We start from the raw sequence: 20,273 nt of genomic DNA, 5'->3' as shown, positions 1-20,273 counted from the left end.
GATTTCCGCATCTGGCGTTAACCCTGCGTTAGCCAAGTCTGCGTAACCCTTGAGTCGTCGAAGCTGCCAAAGGAGACATGCGCATGGACGATCTGCCCGGACTGACCCAAATCACCAACCCGACCGCGGCGCGCCCGCTGCTGGGCATGACCATCCTCGTGGTCGAAGACAGCCTTTATGCGTGCGATGCGATGCGCCTTATGTGCCTGCATTCGGGCGCCCGCATCCGGCGCGCGGACTGCCTGCGCTCGGCGCGGCGGCATTTGCAGGTTTACCGGCCGACCGCGGTCATCATCGATCTGGGTCTGCCGGACGGATCGGGCCTCGATCTGATCGCGGAGCTGACCGGCGCCGAGCCGCGCGTCACCTCGATCATCGCGACCAGCGGACTTGAGGACGCCGAGGCGCAGGCGCGCGCCGCTGGCGCCGATGCCTTCCTGGCCAAGCCTTTGACCAATCTTGGCGTCTTCCAACAGGCGGTTCTGTCCACCTTGCCCGCGGATCGCCAGTCGGCCGGTCCGCGCGCCTTGCGCAACGAGGATGTGTATCGCGATCCGCTGGCATACCGCGATGACATGGTGCACGTGTCCAACCTGCTGGACGAGCATTCCGAGGGGCCGGTGCTGGATTACGTCGCACAATTCCTCAGCGGCGTGGCGCGGTCTGCCGATGATGCGCAACTGGCCGCAGCAGCCGAGGCCTTGGCCGCGCAGCAACGCGGCGGCGCCGCGCTCAACAGCGGGCTGGCGCAGGTTGCGGGCCTTGTGCAGGAGCGGCTGGCCAGCCGGGCCGCGATGTAGCGCGTCGCGCGCGGGCGCTCGCAAAAACCGCTTTCCCTGCGCCGCCCAAAGCCTATGATCGCGCGCAGCCCCTGATGCGAGAGCCCGCCATGACTGATCCCCGCCCAAGAGGTCCGGTTGTCGAGAACTGGACCGTCCCCCCCAGGCCCGAAAACATCGCGCTGGAGGGGCGCCACGTGCGGTTGGAGCCGCTCGATGCCGAGACCCATGCGGCCCTGCTGCACCCCGCGTTCGAGGGCCATGACGAGGTCTGGACCTACATGCCGGTCGGCCCCTACGCCTCGTCGGCCCAGTTTCATCGCTGGATGCGCGAAATGGCGGACTCCCCGGACCATGTGTTCGTGGCGATCTATGACAAGGATCGCGGCGCCTATGGCGGCTTTGCGTCGTTCCTGCGCATCGCGCCCGAAGCCGGCTCCATCGAGGTCGGGTTCATCGCCATGGCCCCCCGCCTGCAGCGCACCATCGCCGCCACCGAGGCGATGTATCTGATGATGAAATGGGCGTTCGAGGCCGGATACCGCCGCTATGAATGGAAATGCGACGCGCTGAACCTGCCGTCGCGCCGCGCGGCGCAGCGGCTGGGTTTCAGCTACGAGGGGATTTTCCGGCAGGCCACGATCGTCAAGGGTCGTAACCGCGACACCGCCTGGTTTGCCGCCATAGATGCCGAATGGCCCGCGCTGAATGAGGCATTCCAGCTATGGCTGAATCCGGCGAATTTCGACGCAGACGGCCTTCAGCAATCATCCTTGAGCGATCTGACGCGCCTTGTGCGCGTTGCAAGCGATCCGGTGCTGCCGCCGCGCTGATCGCCGAAAAGCGTGAGGACAGTCTGGAGGACTGACCCCGCGCCGCTGCTGCGGTCCCGTTACTTTTGCGGAATCACCCGCAGGCCCAGTTCCATCAGCTGATCGGACGTGGGCGCGCTGGGGGCGTTCATCATCAGATCCTCGGCGCGCTGGTTCATCGGGAACATGATGACCTCGCGAATGTTCGCCTCGTCCGCCAACAGCATGACGATGCGGTCGATGCCCGCCGCGCAGCCACCGTGGGGCGGCGCGCCATATTGGAACGCCTGAACGAGGCCGCCGAAACGGCTGTGCACCTCGGCCTCGTCATAACCGGCCTTCTCGAAGGCGGCGATCATGATGTCGAGGCGATGATTCCGGATTGCGCCCGAGACCAGCTCATATCCGTTGCACGCCAGATCATACTGATATCCCAGCACTTTCAGCGGATCGCCCTGCAGCGCGTCCAACCCGCCCTGCGGCATCGAGAAGGGGTTGTGCGAGAAGTCGATCTTGCCGGTTTCCTCGTCCGCCTCATACATCGGGAAATCGACGATCCACGCAAAGGCGAAGCGGTTTTCATCCGTCAGCTTCAGCTCATTGCCGATCTCGGTGCGCGCCTTGCCCGCGACCCGCTCGAAACCGGACGGCTTGCCGCCGAGGAAGAAGGCCGCGTCGCCCTCGCCCAGACCCAGTTGCTGGCGGATGGCCTCGGTGCGCTCGGGGCCGATATTCTTGGCCAAGGGGCCTGCGGCTTCCATCCCGTCATCCCCCTTGCGCCAGAAGATATACCCCATCCCCGGCAGGCCCTCTTTCTGCGCAAATGCGTTCATGCGGTCGCAGAACTTGCGGCTGCCGCCGCCCGGCGCGGGAATGGCGCGGATTTCGGTGCCGTCCTGCTCCAGCAGCTTGGCGAAGATGGCAAAGCCGGAGCCGCGGAAATGATCCGAGACAACCTGCATCTTGATCGGGTTGCGCAGGTCGGGCTTGTCGGTGCCGTACCACAGCGCCGCATCGGCATAGCTGATCTGCGGCCAGACATCGTCAACCGTGCGCCCGCCGCCGAATTCCTCGAAAATGCCCTGAATGACCGGCTGGATCGTGTCGAAGACGTCCTGCTGCTCGACAAAGCTCATCTCGAGGTCGAGTTGATAGAAGTCGGTGGGCGAGCGGTCGGCGCGCGGATCCTCGTCACGGAAGCAGGGCGCGATCTGGAAATACTTGTCAAAGCCGGACACCATGATCAGCTGCTTGAACAGCTGCGGCGCCTGCGGCAGCGCGTAGAATTTGCCCGGATGCAGGCGCGAGGGCACCAGAAAATCGCGCGCTCCTTCGGGGGAGGAGGCGGTGATGATCGGCGTCTGGTATTCGCGGAAATCCGCGTCCCACATGCGGCGGCGCATGGAGGCCACGACATCGCTGCGCAGGGTCATGTTGCGCTGCATCGCCTCGCGGCGCAGGTCCAGGTAGCGGTGCTTCAGCCGGGTTTCCTCGGGGTAGTCCTGATCGCCGAAGACCATCAGCGGCAGTTCCTTGGACGCGCCCAGAACCTCGATATCGCGGATGAAAACCTCGATCTCGCCGGTGGGCAGCTTGGGATTGACCAAGGCGGCATCGCGCGCCTTGACGGTGCCGTCGATGCGGATGCACCATTCGCTGCGCACCGCCTCGACCTGATCGAAAACGGGGCTGTCGGGGTCACAGATCAGCTGCGTCATGCCGTAGTGATCGCGCAGGTCGACGAATAACACGCCACCATGATCGCGGATGCGATGAACCCAGCCCGACAGGCGCACCGTGTCGCCCACGTTCGATTTGTCAAGGTCGGCGCAGGTATGGCTGCGATAGGCGTGCATCATCGGATCCTCTCATGCGGTCCCGCGCTGGGGCTGTCATCATATCGCGCCGATACACATGCCCCGCGCGGCAAAGTCAAGGGGCGCCCCCGGACCCCGCGCAGGCAGGCGGTCGCCGCATTGCACGCGAACCTGTTTACAAAATTCTGAAAACAGGCATATTTTTATCTTGCCCGGAAACTTCGTATCGCCATGGCGCGTTACCGGACGTGACCGGCATTGTGGAATGCGGAACCGCACACGGGTGGCTCCGCCGTGCAAAGGGGATGACTTATGTGGAGCGCAGCACTTCACCGGTTCCTGGAAACCTTGATCAAGACGGGGCAACTGACCCTCACCTATCCCGACGGAACCACCCGAAAATACCAGGGCAGCGCGGCAGGGCCGCACATCGCCGTGACGCTGAAGAACCCGGCCCTTCCCCGGCGGATCATGCTGTCGCCCGAAATGGGCGTCGGCGAGGGGTATGTCGAGGGCGATCTGACCATCGAAAACGACGATCTGGAGGGGTTTCTGCGCCTTGCTATCAGCAATATCGCGTCCCAGGGGCATGCCTGGTATCACCAGCCGCTGGCGGTCCTGCGCTATCTTGGGCGCCGCGCGGCGCAGTTCAATCCGGCAGGCCGGTCGCGCGCGAATGTGGCGCATCATTATGATCTGTCCGGCGCGCTCTATGATCTGTTTCTGGACGCCGACCGGCAGTATTCCTGCGCTTATTTCAAGCGCGAGGGCATGACGCTGGGCGAGGCTCAGGAGGCCAAGAAGGCGCATATCGCGGGCAAGCTGCTGCTGCGGCCGGGGATGCGGGTGCTGGATATCGGCTGCGGCTGGGGCGGCATGGGCCTGACGCTGGCGCGCGATCACGGGGCCAATGTGCTGGGCGTGACGCTGAGCGAGGAGCAGCACAAGATCGCCAATCAGCGCGCGCGGGACGCGGGCCTGCAGGACGTCGCGAAGTTCGAGCTGATCGATTACCGCGATGTGCAGGGCAAGTTCGATCGCATCGTATCGGTCGGCATGTTCGAGCATGTCGGCACGCCGCAATACCGCACGTATTTCAACAAGATAAACGAGCTATTGACCGATGACGGCGTCGCGCTGGTTCATACGATCGGGCGCGCGAAGCCGCCGGGCGTGACCAGTCCGTGGATCTTGAAATACATCTTTCCCGGCGGCTATGTGCCGTCGATGTCCGAGATGACCGCCGCGGTCGAGCAATCGGGCCTCATCACCACCGATCTGGAGGTCTGGCGCCTGCATTATGCCGAAACGCTGCGCCACTGGTATGACCGTTTCATGGACCGGATCGACGAGGCAAGGCAGCTTTATGACGATCAGTTCTGCCGCATGTGGCGGTTCTATCTGAAGGCGTGCGAGCTGACGTTCCGGCTGGACCGGCAGGTGGTGTTCCAGGTGCAGCTTGCGCGGCAGCAAGAGGCGGTGCCGCTGACGCGCGATTACCTCTATCGCGGCAACAGGTGAGAAAATCCTGCGAATTTTCCGGCCTTCGACGAGGATATTTTCAGCAAGAAGAAACAAGCTCGGCGCGGATCAACCCGCGCAGGGCGTTTCCCACATAGATCGCATGCGCCTGCTCCAGATCCTGCAGCGTCAGGCGCGCGGGCCGGGCGCGGCGGGACGCGATCAGCACCTCGCGGCCGATGCCCGGCAACAGGCCGCAGGCGCGCGGCGGGGTGAGCAATGCGGCGTCTTCTGCGGGGCGGATATGGATGTTGGTGATCGTGCCTTCGCAAACGGCGCCGCCTTCGTTTAGAAAGATCCATTCGTCAATGCCCCGCGGCAGCGCGGCGCGCGCGGCGTCGTAGACTGCGCGGCGCGTCGTCTTGTGGCGCAGCCACGGATCGGCCGCATCCAGCCGCTGCGGGTGGATCGCCACGCGCCAGCGCGCGTCCGGACCCAGCGCCTGAAACGGGGCGGAGGTCAGATTGGTGCGCCCTTCGGCATCGACGGTCAGGCGCACCCGCAAGGGGCCGCTGCTGGTGATCGCGTCCAGTGCGCTGCTCACGCCGCGCGGGGTGATGCCGAGCGCGCGCGCCGTTCTGGCGAGGCGCGCCATATGGCGGGCGCGGTGCGCGATGCCGCCGCCGGGCGTCCATCGCATCGTTTCGATCAGGGCAAATCCCGGATCAGCGGGCGGGCAAAGCGGGTTTTCCACAGCGCCTCCTCATATTCGGCCTCCGCGGTGCTGTCATGCACGACGCCGCCGCCGACATTCAGCGTCACGCGCGCACCGTCCAGCAGAAGGGTGCGGATGGCCACGTTGAAATCGGCCCGCCCGTCCGGCGCGGCCCAGCCGATGGTGCCGCAGTAGATGTCGCGCGCCTGCGGCTCCAGATCGCGCAGGATCTGCATCGCGCGCAGTTTCGGCGCGCCGGTGATCGACCCGCAGGGAAAGAGCGCGGCAAGGATGGCGCCCAAGCTGGTGCCCTGCACCAGTTGCCCGGCGATCAGCGACGTCATCTGGTGCACGGTGCTGTAGCTTTCGACGGTGAAAAGCTCGGGCACCTCGACGCTGCCGGGCGCGCAGACGCGGCTCAGGTCGTTGCGCAGAAGATCGACGATCATCAGGTTCTCGGCGCGGTTCTTGTCATCGCTGGCCAGGAACATCCGGCGGCGGGCATCCTCGGCCGGATCGCTGCTGCGCGGCTGGGTGCCCTTCATCGGGCGCGTCTCGATCCGGCCCGCGGCATCGGTGCGAAAGAACAGCTCGGGCGAGCGTGACAGGATCGTGGGCAGGCCCGGCTGCCGGACAAGCGCGCCGTGGCGCACCGGCTGCGCCGCCACCAGCGCGGCATAAAGCGCATTGGCATCGCCCGTGGCCGCGCCCTCCAGCGGGAAGGTCAGATTGGCCTGATAGATATCGCCCGCGCAGATATAGGCATGCACCCGGTCGAAGGCCGCAGCGTAGCGCGCCGCGTCCCATGCGGGCGCCCATTCGGACAAGGCCGCGTCCCCTGCGACCAGATCGGGCGCGGCGCGCGGCGCCTCATAGACCCCGAACGCCAGAAGCGGCAGGCGGCGGTCCTGCGGCATCAAGGGAAAAAGGCGCGGCTCCAGCGCATAGCCGAGCTCGTAGCTGGCATATCCCGCCAGCCACGCGCCGCCCTCCCGCGCCGCATCCAGCGCGTCCAGCGCGGCGGGCACCTCCTGCGCCGTATGGGCCGCGATCATCCGGCGGGGCGCGTCGAACACGCAGGCGCCGCGCTGCACATCACCCCCCGGCCCCACCGGCCCATGATCGAAGCGAATCTTCACCGGCACCTCCCAAATGCGCAGTCCTGCCCGCCGCTACCTAGTGCGTTTCGGTGCCGAGTTGAAACACAAGTTGCGAATCCGGGCGCGCCGGCCCGGCGTGCCGGTGGCTATTCCCTTGCGCCGGGGCGCCGCATGGATATAACGCCAACAATTTGCGCGCCCGCCCCACGCCAAGCGATGCGGCGCTCCCGGCGGGCCCGCGCAACCACAGCTGCCAGCGGGGACACCGGATATGCCGAAGCGCGACGATATTTCATCCATCATGATCATCGGGGCCGGCCCCATCATCATCGGGCAGGCGTGCGAATTCGACTATTCCGGCGCGCAGGCGTGCAAGGCGCTGCGCGAGGAAGGGTACCGGGTGATCCTGGTGAACTCCAACCCCGCCACGATCATGACCGATCCGGGCCTCGCCGATGCCACCTATATCGAGCCGATCACGCCCGAAATCGTCGCCAAGATCATCGAAAAGGAACGCCCCGACGCATTGCTGCCCACGATGGGCGGCCAGACCGGCCTGAACACCGCGCTGGCGGTGGCCGATATGGGCGTGCTGGAAAAATTCGGCGTCGAGCTGATCGGCGCCAACCGCGAGGCCATCGAGATGGCCGAGGACCGCAAGCTGTTCCGCGAGGCGATGGACCGGCTGGGGATCGAAAACCCCAAGGCGACCATCGCCAACACCATGCAGGAATGTATGGATGCCATTGATTACGTTGGACTTCCCGCGATCATCCGCCCCGCCTTTACCCTTGGCGGCACCGGCGGCGGCGTGGCCTATAACCGCGACGATTACGAGCATTACTGCAAGACCGGGCTGGACGCGTCCCCGGTGGGCCAGATCCTGATCGACGAGAGCCTGCTGGGCTGGAAAGAGTTCGAGATGGAGGTCGTCCGCGACAAGGCGGACAACGCGATCATCGTCTGCGCCATCGAAAACGTCGATCCGATGGGGGTGCATACGGGCGATTCGATCACCGTGGCCCCTGCCCTGACGCTGACGGACAAGGAATATCAGGTGATGCGCAATCACTCGATCGCTGTCCTGCGCGAGATCGGGGTCGAGACGGGCGGATCGAACGTGCAATGGGCGATCAACCCCGCTGACGGGCGCATGGTGGTGATCGAGATGAACCCGCGCGTCAGCCGCTCCTCGGCGCTGGCCTCCAAGGCGACGGGATTTCCGATTGCCAAGATCGCGGCGAAGCTGGCCGTCGGCTATACGCTGGACGAGCTGGACAATGACATCACGCAAGTGACGCCGGCCAGTTTCGAGCCGTCGATTGACTATGTCGTGACCAAGATCCCGCGCTTTGCCTTCGAGAAATTCGCAGGGTCGGAGCCGCATCTGACCACCGCCATGAAATCGGTGGGCGAGGCGATGGCCATCGGCCGCACCATCCACGAGAGCCTGCAAAAGGCGCTCGCCTCGATGGAGACGGGCCTGACCGGCTTTGACGAGATCGCGATCGAGGGTGCGCCGGACAAGGCCGCCGTCACCCGCGCACTGGCCAAGCAGACGCCGGACCGCATCCGCGTGATCGCGCAGGCCATGCGCCACGGCCTCGGCGACGACGATATCCACGCCGTCACCATGTATGATCCTTGGTTCCTGGCCCGCATCCGCGAGATCGTGGAGGCCGAGGAAGACGTGCGCGCGGCGGGCCTGCCCGGTGACGCGGCGGGGCTGCGCCGGCTCAAGATGATGGGCTTTACCGACGCGCGTCTGGCCACCCTCACGGGCCAGACCGAAAAGGCCGTGCGCGCCGCCCGCCGCGATGTGGGCGTTGTCGCCGTCTTCAAGCGGATCGACACCTGCGCCGCCGAGTTCGAGGCGCAGACGCCCTATATGTACTCCACCTACGAGGCGCCCATGATGGGCGACGTGGAATGCGAGGCACGGCCGACGGGCGCCAAGAAGGTCGTCATCCTCGGCGGCGGTCCCAACCGGATCGGCCAAGGGATCGAGTTCGATTATTGCTGCTGTCACGCCTGCTATGCGCTGTCGGATGCGGGTTATGAGACGATCATGATCAACTGCAACCCCGAGACGGTCAGCACCGATTACGACACCTCCGACCGCCTCTATTTCGAGCCGCTGACCTTCGAGCATGTGATGGAAATCCTGCGCGTGGAGCAGTCCGAAGGCACGCTGCACGGCGTGATCGTGCAGTTCGGCGGGCAGACCCCGCTCAAGCTGGCCAATGCGCTGCAAGATGAGGGCATTCCGATCCTCGGCACCTCGCCCGACGCCATCGACCTGGCCGAGGATCGCGAGCGGTTTCAGGATCTGGTCAACCGGCTGAACCTGAAGCAGCCTGTGAACGGCATCGCCTCGACCGACGCGCAGGCCTTTGCGATTGCGGATAAGATCGGCTTCCCGCTGGTCATCCGCCCGTCTTACGTTCTGGGCGGGCGCGCGATGGAGATCGTGCGCGACATGCCGCAACTGGAGCGCTACATCAACGAGGCGGTGGTGGTTTCGGGCGACAGCCCCGTGCTGCTGGACAGCTATCTGTCGGGCGCGATCGAATGCGATGTCGATGCGCTCTGCGACGGCGAGAACGTCCATGTCGCGGGCATCATGCAGCATATCGAGGAGGCCGGCGTTCATTCCGGCGACAGCGCCTGTTCGATCCCGCCCTATACGCTGGACAAGGGCATCATCGAGGAAATCGAGCGCCAGACCGTCGCGCTCGCACGCGCGCTGAAGGTCGTCGGGCTGATGAACGTGCAATTCGCGGTCAAGGATGGCGAGATCTACCTGATCGAGGTGAACCCCCGCGCCAGCCGCACGGTGCCTTTCGTGGCCAAGGCGACCGACAGCGCCATCGCCTCGATCGCCGCGCGCCTGATGGCGGGCGAGCCGCTCAGCGCTTTCCCGTATCGCGGCCCCTATCCTTCGGGCGCCACGCCCGGAAGCCTGCCGATGGCGGACCAGATGACGCTGGCCGATTATGCGATGCCGTGGTTCTCGGTGAAGGAGGCGGTGATGCCCTTCGCGCGGTTCCCCGGCGTGGACACGATCCTGGGGCCCGAAATGCGCTCCACCGGCGAGGTGATGGGCTGGGATGTCAGCTTTGCCCGCGCGTTCCTCAAGGCGCAGATGGGCGCGGGCGTGATCCTGCCGACAAGCGGCGCGGTGTTCTTTTCGATCAAGGATTCCGACAAGACGGCGCTGATCATCGAGGCCGCGCGCCTGATGCTGGACATGGGATTCACCATCGTCGCCACGCGCGGCACGGCGGCGTTCCTGAGCGGACACGACCTGCCCTGCACCGTCGTGAACAAGGTCTATGAGGGGCGCCCGAACATCGTGGACATGTTGAAGAATAACGAAATCGCGGTGGTGATGAACACGACCGAAGGCGCGCTTTCGGTCGAGGACAGCCGCGAGATCCGGTCGGTCGCGCTTTATGACAAGATCCCGTATTTCACCACCGCCGCCGCATCGCTGGCCGCCGCGCAAGCGATGCAGGCCCGCGCCGAGGGCGATCTGAAGGTGATGCCGCTCCAGGGCCCGGCGCCCGTCTGATCGGGCGGCACGCCCGGCCGGGGCGGCGCCCCGGCCAATCTGGGCAGCTCACGCTGTGTTGCAAAAGGGAAATGAGCAGTTCGCACGCAATATTATTACGCGCCTGTGCCCTTTTGGGCACGCGACTTTAACCCTGTATAATCAGCATGTTATGCAAAACCAGAACAGCCATGCGCACTGATCGCCCCTGCCATGCGCGCAATGCATGAAATTATCTATGTTTACCCATTGCTTTTACAGGGAAAATAGATAGATGCGGGTCAGGGCATAACGCATCGCCCTGACGAAACGCAGCACGAAGGAGGCACACATGACCCGGGATCAACTGAATCGCGAACTTCGCATGCATAGTGCTACATGGCCTGCTGTGCTTTTTGTCTATGGCCTGATTGTCGGGACCATGGTCCTGTCCGCGATGTCGATGACCTGACACGCGAGGCCGGTCGCCCGTCTTGCGGGGCGATCTTTCGGAAAGTTCAGCAGATCAAGCGGCGGATGGGGCACACCCCATGCGCCAATTCTCAATTATGACCGAGGAAACGGAGTATCCCCGGTCCTGCCACCAAAAGCGATCAAGCCATGACTAGAGACCAACTGAACCGCGAGCTCCGCGCCCATAGCGCAACATTCCCCGCTGTATTGATCGTGTATGCCGTGATCCTCGGCACGATGATCCTGACCGGGATGAGCATGGTCTGATCCAGACCTGCCCTCCGCGCCAAAACGCGGGCGCGCCCTGACCAAAACAAGCGGCGGATGGTTTTCCATCCGCCGCTTTTCATTTCTGCCCCGCGGCGCACGCGGGCGGCCGGATCAGACGTCGGACGGCATCACCTTCTTGGCGTCCGGATCGATGTTGTCGGACGCCGCTTCGCCGATATTCTCCAACCCGCGCTCTTCCAGAAGGGTCGTCAGCCACTCGGGGTCCATCTCCGGAACCGAGCTGAGCAGCAGGTCGGTGTAAGGGTGGTGCGGCGGCGTGAACATCTCGCCCTTCGGCCCCTGCTCCACCACCTGCCCGTTCTGCATCACCACCACCTCATCGGCGATGGAGCGGACCGTCGCCAGATCGTGGGTGATGAACATGTAGGCCAGGTTGAATTCGTCCTGCAGCCGGTCCAGCAGGCGCAGGATCCCTTCGGCCACCAGCTGATCCAGCGCCGATGTCACCTCGTCGCAGACGATGAAGCTGGGTTCGGCCGCCAGCGCGCGGGCGATGCCGATGCGCTGTTTCTGCCCGCCGGACAGCTCGGGCGGATAGCGGTTGTAATATTGCGACGGCTCCAGCTCGATCAGATCGAGCAATTCATCCACGCGGTTCTTCAGCGCGGCGCCCGACAGGCCGGAATAGAATTTGGCCGGTCGGCCGATGATCTCGCTGATCTTCACCTTGGGGTTCAGCGCGGTATCGGCCATCTGGTAAATCATCTGGCACTGGCGCAGCTGTTCTTTGTTGCGGTCACGGTAATCTGCCGGGAACGGCTCGCCCTTGAACAACACCTCGCCCTTTTGCGGCGGCAGGAGGCCGGTGATGACGCGCGCGGTGGTGGACTTGCCAGAGCCCGATTCGCCCACCACGGCCACCGTCATGCCCTCGTAGATGTCAAAACTGACGTCATCTAGGATCTTCGGCCCGGCGGAATAGGCCGCATCGACATTCTTGACCGAGATCAGGCATTCGCGCCCCTCGCGGGACCGCTGGGGCGATTCAAAGCTGCGCACGGCCCAGAGCGATTTGGTGTAATCCTCCTGCGGGTTGTCCAGCATCTGCTTGGTCGGGGCCTCCTCGACCTCCTCGCCCTTCAGCAGAACCTTGATCGTGTCGGCCATCTGCGCGACCACGGCCAGATCATGCGTGATATAAAGCGCGGCGGTGTCGAACTGGTCCACGATATCGCGGATCGCCGCCAGCACCTCGATCTGGGTGGTCACGTCGAGCGCTGTCGTCGGCTCGTCGAAGATGATCAGATCGGGGCGGCAGGACATCGCCATCGCCGTCATTGCGCGCTGAAGCTGCCCGCCCGATACCTGGTGCGGATAGCGAAACCCGATTTCCTCGGGGTTGGGCAGGCGCAAGCGGTTATAGAGGTCGATCGCGTCCTCCTGCGCCTCCATCCGCTTTTTCAGGCGGTAATGCAGCGGCGCCTCGGTGTGCTGGTCGATGATCTTGTGCGCCGGGTTGAAGGACGCCGCCGCCGATTGCGCCACATAGGCGATGCGCGCGCCGCGCAGGGCGCGCCGCTCGCCCTCGGTGGCGGTGGTCAGCTCCATCCCGTCGAACTCGATCGAGCTGTCCTCGGTGATGCGCGTGCCATCACGGGCATAGCCCATGGCGGCGGCGCCGATGGTGGACTTGCCCGCGCCCGATTCGCCGATCAGGCCCATCACTTCGCCGCGATGCAGCGTCAGATCGACCCCCTTGATGATCGGCACCCAGGTTTCGTCGGTGTAGCCTTCGATCTTGAGGTTCCGGATCTTCAGCAGGACTTCTTTTTTCTTGTTCGGTTTCATATGATTACTCCTTCAGACCGGAGGACCGGTGCAGCATCCAGTCGACCACGAAGTTGACCCCGACGGTCAGCAGCGCGATCGCCGCGGCGGGGATGAGCGGGGTGATTTCGCCGAACGAGATCAGCGTCGCGTTCTCACGCACCATCGAGCCCCAGTCGGCCGTGGGTGGCTGGATGCCGAGGCCAAGGAAGGACAGGCCCGCCACCAGCAGGAACACAAAGCAGAATTCCAGACCGAATTCCGCGATCAAAGGCGCGGTCGAATTCGGCAGGATCTCGCGCCGGATGAGATACCACATCCCCTCGCCGCGCAGCTTGGCGGCCTCGATATAGTCCATCACCACGACGTTGCCCGCCACCGCCCGCGTCAGGCGGAACACCCGCGGCGCGTAGATGATGGCGACGGCGATGATGATGACCGGCATCGAGGGGCCGAAGATCGACAGCATCAAAAGCGCGAAGATCAGCGACGGGATCGACATGATCACATCGGCAACACGGCCCATGAAATTGTCGAACCAGCCGCCCTTGGTGGCGGCCAGAAGCCCCGCGAACGCGCCCATGAAGAACGCCAGCAGCGTCGCCGTCAGGGCCAATCCCACGGAGTTTCGCGTGCCATAGATCAGGCGGCTGAACATGTCGCGGCCCAGCTGATCGGCGCCCAGCAGCATGTTTTCATCCGCAGGCGCAAAGGCGGACGCGATCACCTCTGCCTCGCCATGCGGGGCGATCCACGGCGCGAAGATGCCGGCGATCGCATAGATGAAGATGATGAACATGCCGAAGGCGGCCGTCAGCGGCGCGGTGCGCAATTCCTTGGCCATCTCGGTCGAGACGATGAGGATCAGGAACTCGCGGAACGCATAGGACATCATAGCCGCCATCGCGATGACAAAGGCCGTGACGGCGATCATCGAAAGCGCGCTGGCTCCGCCAATGATGCCGACGATGATCGACAGCAGCGTCAGCGAGAAGATCAGCAAGAAGGCCGAGCGCTGGTTATAGTAGGCCGCCGCGCAGGACGCGACGAGAAGCACCGCGAAATACACGATCGCAAATACGCTTGGCGACATGCCAAAGTAGAAAAGGGTCGCAATATCTTCCATTGTTCTCTCTCCCTTACTTCGGATGCCGCAGGCGCGGGTTGGTCAGGATTGCGCCCACATCTGCCGCAAGATTGAGCAGGATGAAGGTAGCCGCGAAGATCAGGCAGCAGGCTTGAACAACGGGGAAGTCACGCTTGCTGACCGCGTCGACCAGCGCCTGGCCAATGCCGGGATAGACGAACACCACCTCGACCAGCACGACGCCGGTGATGAGATAGGCAAGGTTCAGCGCCACGACGTTGATGATCGGGGCCCATGCGTTGGGCAGCGCGTGGCGCACGATCACCTTCCAGGGCGGCGTGCCCTTCAGCTTGGCCATCTCGATATAGGGCGATGCCAGCAGGTTGATGATGGCCGCCCGCGTCATGCGCATCATGTGCGCCGTGACCACCAGGACCAGCGTCAGCGCGGGCAGGAAGGTCCGCTCGAGCAGATCCAGGAACGACATGCCGTCACTGAGGCTGGCGATGGCGGGGAACATGCTCCACTTGACCGAGAAATAGAGGATCAGGATATATCCGAGGAAGAATTCCGGGCTGGAGATCGACGTCAGCGTCAGCACGTTGGCCACCCGGTCGAAGACCGAGTTGCGCAATAGCGCGACGATGACACCCAGCACGATGGCGAACGGCACCGCGATGACGGCGGCATAGGTGGCAAGGAACAGCGTGTTGCGGAACCGCTCGCCGATCACGCTCATCACCGTTTCCTGGGTCACGATGGACCGGCCGAAATCGAGCATGACCGCCCCTTTCAGCCAATCGAAATACCGCACGAGGGCGGGATCGTTCAGCCCCATCTGTTCGCGCAGGTTCCTGACGTTCTCCTCGGTCGCTCCCTGACCAAGAACCGCCTCGGCGATATCGCCGGGAAGAAGTTCGACCATGAAGAAGATGATGACTGAAATCACGAGTAGAATGACCAGTCCCAGACCGAGCCGTTTTGCAACGAGCCCAAGAATGTCTCCCATTTATCCCTCCTGCTGTTGTTTCCGGGATGCCATCGCTAACACGCCAGCCACCGGATTAACAGTTTTTTGCCATGACGCCGGTTGATCCGGGCCTTGCATCGCATTGATTTTGGCCCGTAAACCCGCACGCGCACGGCACGGATGGGCTGAGGCGGCCCGGCGCATCACTGCGCCGGGCCCGGTATTTGCGCGGATCAGCTATTGAACCACCAGCGGCTGGCGGCGCGGTAGCCATCCATGTGCCAGCTGGCCGCATATTCGCCGGTCGTGCCGACCTTTTTGCTGATTGCGTAAACGAAGTTGGGGAAGAACGGGATCACCGTGCCGCCATCGTCCTTGGCCAGAATCGCCATGTCGCGATACATCTCGGCGCGCAGGGTGTCGTCCAGCTCGGCCTTGGCCTGACGCAGCAGCTTGTTGAACTCCTCGTTCTGCCAGTGCGATTCGTTCCAGGCCGCGTCGTCCTTGTAGGCCAGCGAATACATGACGTCGGGCGTGGGACGCGCGCCCCACTGAACCATGCACCACGGCTTTTTCAGCCAGACATCGGAATAATATCCGTCGTTCGGCTCGCGCTTGACGGTCATGTTGATGCCCGACGCCTTTGCGTGCTCGGAATAGAGCACAGCAGAGTCGACGGCCCCCGAGGTGATCGAATCGGCTGTGCTGATTTCGACGGACAGGTTTTCCATTCCCGCCTTCTTCAGAAGGGCCCTGGCCTGCTCGGGATCGTATTCCCGCTGCGGGATGTCATCGGGCCAATACGGCATGGCGGGCGAATGGTGAAAATCGTTGGCCATCGTCGCAGCGCCGAAGGCGATCTTGTCGATCAGCTCCTGACGGTTGACCGACAGCTTGATCGCGTTGCGCACGTCGACATTGTCGAAAGGCGCGGTGTCGCAGAACATCGGCCATGTAACCGCCTGCGCCGAGGGCACGTTGATGACGGTGATGTCGGGCCGCCGTTCGAGCAGCGCCATCGTCTTGTTCTCGATCATGCTGGTGGCGTCGGCATCGCCGGTCACCAGCGCCGTCTGGCGCGCGTTCGGATCGTTGACATACGTAATCTCGACCGCGTCGAAATAGGCGCCTTCCCCGTGCCATTCCTCGTGGCGCGTCAGCGAGGCGTTCACGCCCGGCTCCCAGCTGTCCAGCTTGTAGGGGCCGCAGCCGTCGCCGGATTTCCAGTTCGCGGTGCCGTCCTCGTTCCGCGGCAGGATGACGAGGTGATAATCCGTCATCAGCCAGGGCAGATCGGCGTTGCCTGACTCCATCTTGAAGGTGACGGTATGCTCGTCATCGGCGACGATATCGGTGACACCGGCCAGCAGCGATTTGGCCGCCGAGGTCGACTGCTCACCACGGTGGAAATTCATCGAGGCGACGACATCCTCTGCCGTCACCTTGGCGCCCGAATGAAAGGTTGCAGCGGGGTTCAGCTTGAAGGTCCACTCGGATGCATCCGGGGTCGCCGACCATTCGGTGGCGACGTCGGCACCGAGCGACTGATCGGTATTGATCTGCGTCAGGAACGCGCGGAACGTATGCGCCAGATTGATCTCGGCGTTGGATTCATAGAGGCCCGGATCATGGCTGTCGCCCGAATTGCCGTCATGCTGCGCCAGGCGGAAGGTGCCGCCGCGCTTGGGCTCGGCGTTGGCGGCGGTGCCCCACAGGCCGGTCGCCGCGCTGGCGGTGACCCCGGCAGCCATCGAATAATGCATGAAGGAGCGCCGCGAGATACGGCCCTCGCGCGCCGCATCGGCAAGGCGGTCCAGCATCATCTGATTGATTGAGTTTTTCATTTCATCTCCCTGTGAGTCGTTTTTGATTTGTTCTCTTGGCGCCGACCGTTGACCTCGGCGCTTGGACAGTTTCGGCGCATCTTAGGCCCGCGGTGAGCACAAAAGCGACATTCCGTCAGCAAAACACGAAAGCCGGGTCGCATCCACAACTTTATGAAGATGCAAGGAAAGTGTTTCGCAAAACCCGGCGCAACATCCGGGCGCCGCAGGTTTTTCGCCTGTCATGAAAGAAAATTGCATATCGCGGCGCGTGCCTTGCCAGCCGGGCGCGCCATGACACGACTCGGCGCCTCGCACATCGCCCGCGAGCGCGAAAAGGCCCGGCGCACCATTGCGCCGGGCCCCTCTTCACCGCCAACGGGGGGCGGCCCATGGATCAGCTGCTGAACCACCAGCGGCTGGGGCCGCGCGCGCCGTCCAGCTCCCAGCTGGGCGCAAGGTCATCGCCGGTCGAGACGTTGTCGCGCACTGCGTAGACGAAATTGTTGAAGAACGGGATGATCGTGCCGCCATCGTTGCGCGCCAGCAGCGCCATGTCGCGATACATCTCGCTGCGCAGCTCGTCGTCCAGCTCGGCCTTGGCCTTGAGCCGCAGCTGATTGAACTCCTCGTTCTGCCAGTGCGATTCGTTCCACGCGGCATCGGGCGCATAGGCAAGGCTGTACATCACGTCCGGCGTCGGACGCGCGCCCCAGCTGACCGTGGTGAACGGCTTTTTCAGCCAGACATCGGAGTAATAGCCGTCATTGGGCTCGCGCACGACATTGACGGTGATCCCGGCCTTCTTGGCCTGCTCGGAATAGAGCACGCAGAGGTCCACGGCCCCCGAAAACACCGAGTCGGCAGTGCTGAGATTGACCTCGATATTCTCGGCTCCGGCCTTTTTCAGCAGGGATTTGGCCTGATCGGGATCGTATTCGCGCTGCTCGATCCCTTCGGGGAAATAGGGCATCGCGGGGCTGTGGTGAAAATCATTGCCCTTGGTTGCCTCGCCAAACGCGATCTTCTGAATGATCTCGTCGCGATCCATCACCAGCTTCATGGCGTTGCGCACGTTCACGTCCGTATAGGGCGCAGTGTCGCAGAACATCGGCATGGTGATCGCAGCGGCGGACGGCACCGACTTGATCACGATGGACGGATCACGTTCCAGCAGCGACTTGGTCTTGAGATCCACCAGCGAAATCGCGTCGACATCGCCCGTCACCAGCGCCGTCTGACGCGCGTTGGGATCGTTCAGGACCAGCATCAGCAGCTTGTCGAACCATGCCCCCTCCAGATGCCAGCCTTCATGACGCGACAGACTGAACTGCACGCCCCACTCGGCCTCGTCGATCTTGTAGGGGCCCGAGCCGTCGCCGGATTTCCAGTCAATCCCGCCTTCCCCGTCGCTGGGGCAGACGGCGAAATGATAGTCCGTCATCAGCCACGGCACGTCGGCATTGCCGCCGTCCAGCTCGACCACGACGGTATGTTCGCCATCGGCGCGGATGTCGATGACCGCCGACAGCAGCGTCTTCGCCGCCGATGTGGACTTCTCGCCGCGGTGGAAATTCAGCGAATTCACGACATCCTCGGCCACCACCGGCTTGCCGCTGTGGAACGTGGCGTCAGGCGTGATCTCGAAGGTCCAGACCGACGCATCCTCGTTCGGCTCCCACGCCGTCGCCAGATCCTTGCCCAGCGTGCCGTCGGGATTGATCATCGTCAGATACGAGCGGTACTGATGCGCCAGATAGATCTGCTGCCGGCTGACATAGGTGCCCGGATCGTGGCTGTCCGACGAGTTGCCGTCATGGATGCCGAAGCGGAACGTGCCGCCCTTCTGCGGCGCGGCCTGCGCGCGCGATGTCCACAGCCCCCCGGCCGCAGATGCCCCCACTCCGGCCAGCGCCGAGCGGTTCAGAAACGCGCGGCGCGACAGGCCGCGGCGATGCAGGTTGCGGCCCTGGTTCAATTGCAGACGGCTGTCTTTTGCTTTGGTCATATGATTTTCTCCCTGATTATTTGGTGTCGCCGCAGATCATGTTGAACGGACAGCGCTAAGGCGCTTCAAGTGATCAGACACGCGGTGCGAAATCGCAGCGCGGGGCGTATCGGCATCTGCGGCAAGTTGACTTGGCTGATTTCGACATTGCCACATGAAAACACAAAACCGGTTTTTTCGCCAGTCCAGCAGCGCAAAAACCCATGTTTTATTGGGTTGACGTCGCGTTTTCGTGCCTTGGGCGCCGTTTGAACGGCCTTTTTGACGGATGCGAAGGGCGGCAGATCATGGAGCGCACAACCCACCGGTGCGCCGACGCAGTCAGTTTCGCTTCATTCGCAGCTTGGAGAAATAGTCGAGACGTTTTTTCAGCTCGCGTTCGAATCCGCGCTCGACCGGCTGGTAGAGCACCGGCCGCTTCATCGTTTCGGGAAAATAGTTCTGGCCCGAAAACCCGTCTTCGGCATCGTGGTCATAGGCGTATCCGGCGCCATAGCCCTGCTCTTTCATCAGCTTTGTCGGCGCGTTCAGGATATGTTTCGGCGGCGGCTCGGAGCCGGTCTTTTTCGCCTCGCGCATCGCCGCCTTGAAGGCCGCGTAGCCGGCGTTGGATTTGGGCGCCAGCGCCAGATATGTCACCGCCTGCCCCAGCGCCAGCTCGCCCTCGGGGCTACCCAGACGTTCATACGTCTCCCACGCATCGAGGCAGACGCGGTGCGCATGCGTATCGGCCAGCCCGATATCCTCGACCGCCATACGCGTGATGCGCCGCGCGAGATATCGCGGATCCTCGCCCCCCGTCAGCATCCGCGCCAGCCAGTAGAGCGCCGCGTCCGGATCGGACCCGCGCACGGATTTGTGCAGCGCCGAGATCAGGTTGAAATGCTCGTCCCCCGACTTGTCGTATTTCGCCGCGCGGCGCATCAGGCGGCTGGCCAGCCCCTCGGTGCCCAGCTTGCCCTCCACCTTCCACGCCGCGATCTGCTCGATCAGGTTGAGCAGGGCGCGTCCGTCGCCGTCAGCCATCTCCAGCAGCGCCTCGCGCGCGGGGCCGTCCAGCGGAAGCGCGCGGTCCATCTCGCGTTCGGCCCGCTGGGCAAGGCGCTCAAGGTCCGACAGGGTCAGGCGTGTCAGCACCAACACCTGCGAGCGGCTGAGAAGGGCCGCGTTCAGCTCGAAACTGGGGTTCTCGGTGGTGGCGCCGACCAGAAGGATCGTGCCATCCTCCATGTAAGGCAGGAAGCCGTCCTGCTGCGCCTTGTTGAAGCGGTGGATCTCGTCCACGAAAAGCAGCGTGCCTTGGCCGTTCTGGCGACGATGCCGGGCTTCCTGAAACACCTTTTTCAGCTCGGCCACGCCCGAGAAGATCGCGCTGATCTGCACGAAATGCAGGTCCGTCTCATCCGCCAGAAGCCGCGCGATGGTGGTCTTGCCCACCCCCGGCGGCCCCCAGAAGATGAGGCTGCCAAGGCTGCCTGCGGCCAGCATCACGCCCAAGGGCGCCTCGGGGCCCAGCACCTGCTCCTGCCCGATCACCTCGCCCAGCGATTTGGGCCGCAGGCGGTCGGCCAGCGGGCGGTGGCCCTGCCCCTGCCCCTCCGGCGCGGCGGCGCCCGTATCGAACAGGTCCGCCATCC

13 protein-coding genes are annotated in these 20,273 nt (G+C 63.8%); 4 read left to right on the top strand and 9 right to left on the bottom strand.

Features of this window, described 5'->3' with window-relative positions; all coding sequences use genetic code 11:
- The first annotated feature begins 83 nt into the window (after positions 1-83).
- Together DC366_RS05820 and DC366_RS05815 are read left to right on the top strand one after the other, a co-directional pair.
- Positions 84-800, top strand: a complete 717-nt coding sequence (locus DC366_RS05820) for a response regulator (protein WP_108691375.1) — start codon at positions 84-86, stop codon at positions 798-800.
- Between the two features lie 89 nt (positions 801-889).
- Positions 890-1,612: a GNAT family N-acetyltransferase gene (locus tag DC366_RS05815; RefSeq protein ID WP_108691234.1), complete on the top strand. Its 723-nt coding sequence runs from the start codon at positions 890-892 to the stop codon at positions 1,610-1,612.
- Between the two features lie 59 nt (positions 1,613-1,671).
- Here the strand turns inward: DC366_RS05815 and aspS are convergent, their stop codons facing one another.
- Complete coding sequence (gene aspS, locus DC366_RS05810; RefSeq protein ID WP_108691374.1) at positions 1,672-3,447, bottom strand: aspartate--tRNA ligase; 1,776 nt, start codon at positions 3,445-3,447, stop codon at positions 1,672-1,674.
- 273 nt (positions 3,448-3,720) lie between these two features.
- Here aspS and DC366_RS05805 point away from each other — a divergent pair, with 273 nt between their 5' ends.
- Complete coding sequence (locus DC366_RS05805) at positions 3,721-4,929, top strand: SAM-dependent methyltransferase (protein WP_108691233.1); 1,209 nt, start codon at positions 3,721-3,723, stop codon at positions 4,927-4,929.
- Positions 4,930-4,969: 40 nt separating this feature from the next.
- Here DC366_RS05805 and DC366_RS05800 read toward each other — a convergent pair whose 3' ends face one another.
- The gene (locus DC366_RS05800) at positions 4,970-5,623 is read right to left on the bottom strand and encodes an aminotransferase class IV family protein (protein ID WP_108691373.1); all 654 of its coding nucleotides are present in this window, start codon (positions 5,621-5,623) and stop codon (positions 4,970-4,972) included.
- Positions 5,578-6,723, bottom strand: a complete 1,146-nt coding sequence (locus tag DC366_RS05795) for an aminodeoxychorismate synthase component I (RefSeq protein WP_108691372.1) — start codon at positions 6,721-6,723, stop codon at positions 5,578-5,580. Before DC366_RS05795 ends, DC366_RS05800 begins: the two co-directional genes overlap by 46 nt.
- Before the next feature lie 232 nt (positions 6,724-6,955).
- On the opposite strand from DC366_RS05795, the gene carB reads away from it, so the two are divergent.
- Positions 6,956-10,258, top strand: coding sequence for a carbamoyl-phosphate synthase large subunit (gene carB / locus DC366_RS05790; protein WP_108691232.1), 3,303 nt, complete (start codon positions 6,956-6,958; stop codon positions 10,256-10,258).
- Positions 10,259-11,071: 813 nt separating this feature from the next.
- Here carB and DC366_RS05785 read toward each other — a convergent pair.
- The 6 genes from DC366_RS05785 to DC366_RS05760 form a co-directional block, all read right to left on the bottom strand.
- Positions 11,072-12,769: an ABC transporter ATP-binding protein gene (locus DC366_RS05785; RefSeq protein ID WP_108691231.1), complete on the bottom strand. Its 1,698-nt coding sequence runs from the start codon at positions 12,767-12,769 to the stop codon at positions 11,072-11,074.
- 4 nt (positions 12,770-12,773) lie between these two features.
- Complete coding sequence (locus DC366_RS05780) at positions 12,774-13,874, bottom strand: ABC transporter permease (RefSeq protein WP_243405046.1); 1,101 nt, start codon at positions 13,872-13,874, stop codon at positions 12,774-12,776.
- 13 nt (positions 13,875-13,887) lie between these two features.
- Positions 13,888-14,844, bottom strand: coding sequence for an ABC transporter permease (locus DC366_RS05775; protein ID WP_108691230.1), 957 nt, complete (start codon positions 14,842-14,844; stop codon positions 13,888-13,890).
- Between the two features lie 194 nt (positions 14,845-15,038).
- A complete protein-coding gene (locus tag DC366_RS05770) occupies positions 15,039-16,649 on the bottom strand; it encodes an ABC transporter substrate-binding protein (protein WP_108691229.1) in 1,611 nt (536 codons plus the stop codon).
- Positions 16,650-17,025: 376 nt separating this feature from the next.
- Positions 17,026-18,636, bottom strand: a complete 1,611-nt coding sequence (locus DC366_RS05765) for an ABC transporter substrate-binding protein (protein ID WP_108691228.1) — start codon at positions 18,634-18,636, stop codon at positions 17,026-17,028.
- Positions 18,637-18,957: 321 nt separating this feature from the next.
- A complete protein-coding gene (locus tag DC366_RS05760) occupies positions 18,958-20,271 on the bottom strand; it encodes a replication-associated recombination protein A (protein ID WP_108691227.1) in 1,314 nt (437 codons plus the stop codon).
- Positions 20,272-20,273: the final 2 nt, after the last annotated feature.

Source organism: Pelagivirga sediminicola (genome assembly GCF_003072125.1).
GTDB classification, from domain to species: Bacteria; Pseudomonadota; Alphaproteobacteria; order Rhodobacterales; family Rhodobacteraceae; genus Roseovarius; species Roseovarius sediminicola.
This window is presented reverse-complemented; position numbering and strand designations above follow the sequence as displayed.